Origin of the sequence: Nocardiopsis salina YIM 90010, from assembly GCF_000341025.1 — a bacterium.
Taxonomy (GTDB): domain Bacteria; phylum Actinomycetota; class Actinomycetes; order Streptosporangiales; family Streptosporangiaceae; genus Nocardiopsis; species Nocardiopsis salina.
In genome coordinates, this window is record NZ_ANBF01000114.1 from 1 (window position 1) to 4,284 (window position 4,284).

Below are 4,284 nucleotides of genomic sequence, written 5' to 3' on the forward strand. Positions count from 1 at the left end.
GCGATCCGCGCCATGAGGTCCTCGACGTCGCCGCGCTCGACCTCGGGAGGGTGCGCGGCGATCCACGGCGCGGACCAGGTGATGACCTCGTCCACGCCGGGGAGCAGACGCGCCGCCGGTTCGCCCTGGGGCCCGGCCAGCACGACCAACCGGTCGGCGCCGCGCGCGACGGCGCGCACGGCCGGGCCGGACAGCAGGACGTCGCCCATGCTGTCGAGCCGCGCCACCAGCACCGTCCGTGCGGTCATGTGCCTGCACCCCCCACGATCCTGCGCACCGCCGACGGGAGGTCGTGCTCGACCTCCGGGGCACGCTGCCGTTCCTCCTCGCGGGTCACCGGTGTCGGGACCAGGACACTGCGCGCCCCGGCGGCGGCCGCCGCTTCCAAGTCGGCCCCGATGTCTCCGATCACCGCGCACTCGGCAGGGTGAACCCCGAGCCCGCCGGCCGCGGCGAAGACCAGCCCCGGGGCCGGCTTGCGGCAGGCGCAGCCGTCCTGCGGGGTGTGCGGACAGACCCGCCACAGGTCGAAGGGGCCGAGCAGTTCCTCGATGCGCCGGTCGACCCGGTCCACGTCCCGCTCGGTGAGGGTCCCGCGGCCGACACCGGACTGGTTGGTGACCACCCCGACCTTCAGACCGTTCTCTCGGGCCAGGGCGACGGCCTCGGCCGCACCCGGCCGTGCGACGACCTCGTCCGGGTCGCCGTTGTAGGGGACGTCCTCGACGAGGGTCCCGTCGCGGTCGAAGAGCAGTGCGCGCACACCGCGGGAGGCACCTGCCCCGGCGTGCCGGATCTCGCCGCGGAGCCGGTACCAGCAGGCCAGGGACGGGATGAGCACGCTCGTCACCGCCATGTCGGCCCACTCGGCGGCCTCGGCCGGCCCGGCACGCATCCGGGCGAGTGCGAACCGGGCGGTCGACAGGGCCCACACGGCGGCGGCAGCGGCGGCGGTCCCGCGCCGACCGGTGACCGCTGCGAGCAGCGCGGTGGCGGCGGCAGCGGTGGTGACCAGGTGCGAGCGCAGACCTCCGGGCGGTTCGGCGACGCGGTCGCGCCACGAGCGGCCGTGCACCCTCCGCATGAGGGCGTTGTCGCCGTTGCCGCGCTGGGCCCGCATGCTGGCGTGCCGTCCTCCTGCCCTGAGCGGGTGGACGCACTTCCGCTCGCCCCTGTGCAGGGAGAGGCCCGCGTCCTGCACCCTGAGGACGAGGTCGGTGTCCTCCCTGTAGGCACGGGGGAAGCGGGTGTCGAACCCGCCGACCCGTTCCAGGGCCCGCCTGCGCACCGCCATGTCGGCGGTGATCCACCGGGCGTCCTCCAGCGCGATGGTGGCCCGTTCGGCGTCCGTGGGGTTGCGGCCGGGCGGGCGTGGCACGACGATCCGTCCCTGGCTGCCGCCGGAGTCGTCGGGCAGCGCTTCCAGGTCCGCGCACAGCCGCTCGGGCCAGCCCGCGGGCGGCCGCACGTCGTCGTCGAGGAAGGCGATCCACGGTGCCGTGCAGGCGTGCCAACCTGCTTGCCTTGCCGTCGCCGGGCCCCCACCCCGGGTGCTGAGCACCCGGACCGCCGGATGGTCGGGCACACCCGGCAACTCGGCGCCGTTGCGTCCGTCAGGGCGGTCGTCCACCACGACGACCTCGGCCGGAGCGACGGAGGCAGGGGCGTCGAGGACGGGCTGCAGCACGTCCGCCAGAGCCGGGCGCCCCGTCGTCGGGACGACCACCGCGTACTCGGGCCGGCTCATGTCCGTGCCTTCCCGGAGCGTCGTCGAGGATCCGGGCCAGTTCGCCGTCCGACCAACCGCGCCCCAGGTCGGCGCCGGGCATGGGCTCGACCTTCTCCCCGAGGTCGACCGCGGTCTGCAACGCGCCGCCGAGGGCGGTGCCCGCGTCCCCGGAGGCCGGTTGCACCCACACGTCCTCGAACGGGCCCTCCCGCGCGATCCGGCTGTTGGCCACGCAGTTCAGGGCGACCCCGCCCGCCATGGCCAGGCCGCGCCTGCCGGTGCGTTCGTGGAGCCAGCCGAGGAGGTCGAGGAGGACGTCCTCCAACCTCCGTTGCACGCTCGCCGCGAGGTCGGCGTGCCGGCGGGTGGGCTCGGAACCGGGTGCCCTGGCCGGCGCCAGCGCTTCCCAGTCGATCTGCGAGGCCACGATCCGGCCGTCCCCCAGGTGGGCGATCCGGTCGGCGATCAGACCGGCCATGGCCGGCTCCCCGTAGGAGGCGAGCGCCATGACCTTGTACTCGTCGCTGGACCGGCGGAACCCGAGGTGCTCGGTGAGTTCTTCGTAGACCAGGCCGAGGGACTCGGGGAGTTCCTGGTGGGCCAGGATCTCCAGCCGGCCGTCCTCGGAGTAGGCCCCGGCCAGGTGCGAGGTGTTCTCACCGCGGCCGTCGGCGGTGAGGACCGCGCGGCCGCCCTCGGCGGGCGGGGCGGCCGCGCCGCGGAGGCCGCGTGTGCGACGTGGTGCGGTGAGAACACGACCTGCGACGGGTCCAGACCGGGCAGCGCCGTGGCGAGGAAGTGCGGTGCCCGTTCGACGTAGGTCCTGCGCAGGCCTTCCCAGGCGGGGTCGAGGCCGGGGCCACGGTCCACGGCCAGCGCGGGGTCGTAGGAGTAGGCGACCGCGTCGAGCTCCGAGGGGCTCATCCCTCCTTCGCTCAGGCACCAGCGCATCGCCTCGACGGGCAATTCCCACGTGGAGAAGGGCACCGGCTCCTTGCCGTGCTTGCGCCGGGAGAACCGTTCCTCCTCCGCGGCCGCCACCGTCCGTCCGTCGACCACCAGGGCCGCGGACGGGTCGTGGAAGACGGCGTTGACACCGAGCACCCTCATGGCGACCTCCTCAGCGGCCGGGCGTCGATCCGGAACACATGCAGTCGACTACCAGGCGTCAGGGCGGCTAAACGTAGGCCCGACCGCGGCCCTTTCGCCCCCGACCTGCATGTTTGGACCGGGGAGCCGACGGCTAGCCGCCTGAGAACGAGGCACCCGGAACGGAGGAGGGGGCATGTCTCCGGCGACCCGCCCGCGGCTCCTGGCGTTACGGGCACTCGGGCTGGGGGATTTTGTCACCGCGGTGCCCGCCCTGCGGGCGCTGGAACGGGCGTACCCCGGCCACGTGCGGGTGTTGGCGGCGCCCGCCTCCCACCGGGAACTGGTGCGGATGGCCGGTCTGCGGTGGCGGGTGCTGCCCACGGGACTGTTGCGGACGCCGGGCTGGGAGGGCCCCGCCCCGGATCTCGCGGTGAACCTGCACGGGCGCGGGCCCCGGAGCACGCTCGCGCTGGCGGCGCTCGGCCCCGGCGAGATCTGGAGCCATGCACATCCGGACGCGCCGGGGGTCCCGGGGCCGCCCTGGCCCGGCGCGGTGCACGACTCACGGCTCTGGTGCGGGCTCCTGGAGCACTACGGCGTTCCCGCCGACCCCGGGGACGTGCGCTGGCCGGTGCGTGCGGACGCCGGCGACGGCACAGTGCTCGTGCACCCGGGTGCGGCTTCGGCGTCGCGCAGGTGGCCGGCCGGACGTTTCGCGGAGGTGACCCGCCTCCTCCGGGAACGCGGATTCAGGGTCCTGCTCACCGGTTCCGCACAGGAGCAGCCCTTGGCCGAGCGCGTCGCACAGTGGGCCGGGCTCGAGGACGGCGCGGTCGTTGCGGGCCGGACGGACCTGCGCCGGTTGGTCGGTCTCGTCGCCCGTGCCCGCCTCCTGGTGTGTGGCGACACCGGTGTGGCACACGTGGCGACCGCCTGCGGCACCCCGTCGGTGCGCCTCTTCGGGCCGGTGTCGCCCGCTCTCTGGGGGCCGCTCGTGGACACCGGGGCCCACGTGTGCCTGTGGTCGGGGCGTCGGGGCGATCCGCACTCCGACCGCTTGGATCCGGGGCTGGCCGACCTGACCGCGGATGCGGTGTGGCAGGCCTGCGAGCACCTGCTGCGCTCCGCGGAGCCCGTGTCCCCGGGCTGACGCCGACCTGCAGAACCTGGACGAAGGAGGCAATTCGGGGCAAAAGCCGATCAAGGCTCGACAATGCAGCTTTCCCGCGTCTCACTCGGGGCAGTCCGACGGACAGGGTCGCCTTCGGACGAGACTCCCCCGCACAGGTCCGTGGCCGGACACGGGCGAGGCATGCGTGTGTGAAGGCGGTCCTCCGCACCCGACGGTCAGGAGACTGCCTTGTCTGCGCACACGACGTCCGACGATCGGTCGTCCGTCCGGGAGCCCGCCCCGGACGCCTCGGCCGAGCAGCTGCTGCGGGCCTTCCACGACCTGTCCCCGG

Annotated in this window: 3 protein-coding genes and 1 pseudogene; 1 reads left to right on the forward strand and 3 read right to left on the reverse strand. The window is 74.6% G+C overall.

The genetic code is table 11. The features are described 5' to 3' along the window. The 3 genes and pseudogenes from D474_RS28490 to D474_RS28495 form a co-directional block, all read right to left on the reverse strand. Window positions 1-248 (reverse strand): glycosyltransferase family 9 protein (locus D474_RS28490; protein ID WP_040703467.1); only part of this gene is annotated, 248 nt, incomplete at its 3' end. Next, the gene (locus tag D474_RS0112295; RefSeq protein WP_026118423.1) at window positions 245-1,747 is read right to left on the reverse strand and encodes an HAD-IIIA family hydrolase; all 1,503 of its coding nucleotides are present in this window, start codon (window positions 1,745-1,747) and stop codon (window positions 245-247) included. The genes D474_RS28490 and D474_RS0112295, both read right to left, overlap by 4 nt. Beyond that, window positions 1,710-2,839 (reverse strand): annotated as a pseudogene (locus D474_RS28495) (carbamoyltransferase N-terminal domain-containing protein); the annotation flags it as partial. The gene D474_RS0112295 and the pseudogene D474_RS28495, both read right to left, overlap by 38 nt. A gap of 175 nt (window positions 2,840-3,014) precedes the next feature. Between D474_RS28495 and D474_RS0112310 the strand changes: the two are divergent. After that, entirely contained in the window at window positions 3,015-3,971 is a 957-nt protein-coding gene (locus D474_RS0112310) for a glycosyltransferase family 9 protein (protein ID WP_040703469.1), read from the forward strand. The last annotated feature ends 313 nt before the right edge of the window (window positions 3,972-4,284 follow it).